The sequence below is a fragment of the Candidatus Frankia alpina genome (assembly GCF_902806485.1).
GTDB classification, from domain to species: domain Bacteria; phylum Actinomycetota; class Actinomycetes; order Frankiales; family Frankiaceae; genus Frankia; species Frankia alpina.
Genome location: NZ_CADCWT010000374.1, coordinates 1 through 3244, shown reverse-complemented (window position 1 = coordinate 3244; position 3244 = coordinate 1). Strand labels below are relative to the sequence as shown.

Sequence of the window (3244 nt, the reverse complement as noted above, 5' to 3'; positions counted from 1 at the left end):
CAGCCCGCACCGCGAGCCACCTGATGCAACGCCACATCCGGATTCACCGCCACCGGGTTACCCACCGCGCGCAGCAACGGCAGATCCGACTGGCTGTCCGCATACGCCCACGACGCTGCCAGATCCGCACCCGCCGCCCGCGCATGATGATCCAACCACGCCGCACGCGCATCACCGACCAGCGGCGAAGACGCCAACCGGCCGGTGAGCAACCCATCGGCGCCCACCTCCAACCGGGCGGCGACAACCTCGTCGAACAGCGGCGCGAACGGCCGGGTGAGCACCTCTACCGCCCCGGTCACCAGCACCGTGCGATGCCCCGCCGCCCGATGCTCACGCACCCGACGGATCCCCGCCGGCTTCACCCGCCGCAACAGAATGTCACCGGCCACCTCCGCGACCAGACGCTCCAACTCCGCCGGATCCACCCCCGCATAGCGGGCGTACACCGCACGCATCAGATGCCCCCGGTCGCGGCGCTCCGCCCGCACATACCCCGGCAGCGCCGCCGCCAGCCCCACCAGCTCCCGCGCCCGGTGCCGCGGCCCCGCATCGGCCAGCCGCATCCACAGATACGACTCGATCACCGTCGCACTCGCCACCGCACCATCAAGATCGAACACCGCGAGCACCCCGTCACCGGCGGCCAGATGCCCCGACAGCCGCCGACGCGGCGCGGCATCACGCGGCCGACGCAACACCGCCGTCACCGCCGGGCAGTGCACCTGCTGCAGGTAGTGCCGCCAGTCGAAACACGCCGGGTCGAACCCGAACTCCATCTGATCGGCCGGGTCCAACGCCTCGTGCAACGCCCGCGTCGCATCGTCGACATAGACCAGCTCCGCCTTCGTGTACGCCCGGTACACATCCGAATAGCGGCGCAGAAACGCCACCCGGCTCTGCGCCCGCTCCAACTCCCCGGCCAGCGCCCGCGTCCGCGCCGACGCCGGGATCTGCGCCAACACGCGCCCCGCCAACCCCACCAGCCGCTCGGAATGACGCAACCGCGCCTCCACCCCCGTCGCCCCCGCGAACGGCCACGCCGGCACCGCGATCGCCCCCCGACCCCGCTGCGGCAACGGATCAGCCAGGAAGTACTCCCGCACATAGGCGTAAAGATCCCGAAACAGCAGCGGGTTACGAAACCCCGAACACACCGTGTAATAAGCCGGGGTGTCCACCGGCGGCACCCCCGCCGCCGCCGCCAACGTCGCGTTGACGACCAGGTCCACCGGGATGATGTCGACGACCGCGTCCGGAGAGGCAGGGAAGTCCGGCAACTCTCCACGACCATAAGCCAAGATCAGCGGCTCGGCCATCTTGAACCCCTCGATCCACCCGGGGAACGGCCGCACCAACGCACTTTCGATGATCGAGGGACGCAGAATCGTCAACGGCAACTCGCCGTGCGCCTCCTCCAGGAACCGTTCACCCAACGCCTTGGTGAACGTGTACGCATCGGTCCACCCCAACACCTGCGCCCGCTGCCCACCGGCCTCCACCAGCCGGCGCGCCACCCACGTCCGGCGCAGCTTCTCCGCCTCCGTCGACACCGTCTGCGCCCCGGCCGCGGCGAAACGCCGACCCGCCTGCGCCCGGAACAACGCCGAGTTCTCCGGCGACCGCGAGGCATCCTCGGTCTGCTGACGCACCCGGGAAGCAGAATCCTGCTCGACACGCCAGTCCACATCATGAACCAGCGGCCCCTCGGCGATGTGCCCCGACCGCAACCCCGCCACATACGCCGTCGACACGTGCACCAGATGCGGACGCGCCCCGGCCGCCGCCAAAGCCCGCAGCAGCTCCTGCAACCCACCGACGTTGATCCGGAACCCGTCGTCGATCGGCGGATCGAACGACACCTCCCCGGCGCAGTGGATGACCACGTCGATGTCACCGGGCAACGCCGGCAGCCGCGCCAGATCACCCTCGACGACATCGACGCGACGCGCCACCAGCTCCGTCAACCCCGCCGCACCCAGCCGGCCACGCAACTGGCGAAACGCCGGCTTACGCAGCATCCGCGCCAACCGCGCCGCCCCCGTATGACTGCCCCGCGGCCGCACCAGCGCCACCACCGAGGTGTCGGGGAAATCCGACAGCAACCGTTCGAGCAGAGCCTCGCCCATGAACCCGGTCACCCCGGTCACGAACACACGCCTGCCCGCGAGCCGCTCGCGCAGCCCCCCCCTGACCTCCGCTGCCCTCACCGCCGACACCCTCATCCGGGCACCCGCACCCGCCGTCAGTCCGGATGGGCGGGTGCACATCCGGTGGGCAACCCGAGGCGACGCCTCGCCCCCGCGGCGCCAACCTGCTCATCACCGGCGCGTGCCCAGGCCGCGGTACGCAGGGAAACCTACCGTCCGCCCCCTGCCGCGGTGACGGGCAGCCCCACAATCCGCCGATGGAGCGCGGCGAAGCTCAGCCGGCAGCGAGAACAGCCGGGGCGTTCACCAGCCGCGTGCACGGCCCCCCCAACCCCCACCGTTCACTGATCGCCACCACCGCGTCCGGGTCCACCACAGCGACCGGCAGCCGCCCATCCACCTCACCGACGCCACAGTCACGCACCACCGCGACCGCGGCGGCGAGATAGCCGCGGGCATCCTGCAACCGCCGACGCACCGCCACCGTCAACCCCTGCGCCTGCGCCTGCGGGCCGGACGCCGGGGGAGTGTCGAGCGCGGCGAGGATCGCCGCCAGCGACCCGAACCGGGTCAGCAACGTCGCCGCCGTCTTCGCACCGATACCCGCAACCCCCGGCAGCCCGTCGCTGGGATCACCGCGCAACACCGCGAAATCGGCATACGCCCGCCCCGGGATGCCGTAGCGGGCGGCGACGGACGCCTCATCGACCACGGCAAACTTCTCCACCGCGTACCGCACCCGCACCCCGGCGGCATCGTCGACAAGCTGGAACAGGTCCCGGTCACCGGTGAGAATGTCCACCCCGCCGCCGACGCCCGGGCGATCCCGAACGCATCCAGAATCTCGTCGATGATCGGAAGCTGGACGGTCAGCTCATCAGCGACCTCCTCGACACCGCCGGCCCGGCCGGCGGGTTCGGCCACCCGATGCGCCTTGTACGACGCCAGCAGCGCCACCCGGAACGCCGGCCGCCAGTCAGCGTCGAAACAGGCCACCAGCCGCGACGGGCGGATGACGGGCCAGCGCATCGAGCAGACCGCGCACCGCGCCCACCGGCGTCCCGTCCGGCGCCCGCACCGAACGCGGCACCCCG

Annotated in this window: 1 protein-coding gene and 1 pseudogene; both read right to left on the bottom strand. The window is 71.5% G+C overall.

The features are described from left to right. The coding region (locus G6R25_RS22815) for an HAD-IB family phosphatase (RefSeq protein WP_163554517.1) at nucleotides 1-2225 on the bottom strand (2225 nt) is incomplete at its 3' end. Nucleotides 2226-2424: 199 nt separating this feature from the next. Beyond that, nucleotides 2425-3244: pseudogene (locus G6R25_RS22810) on the bottom strand (5'-3' exonuclease); the annotation flags it as partial.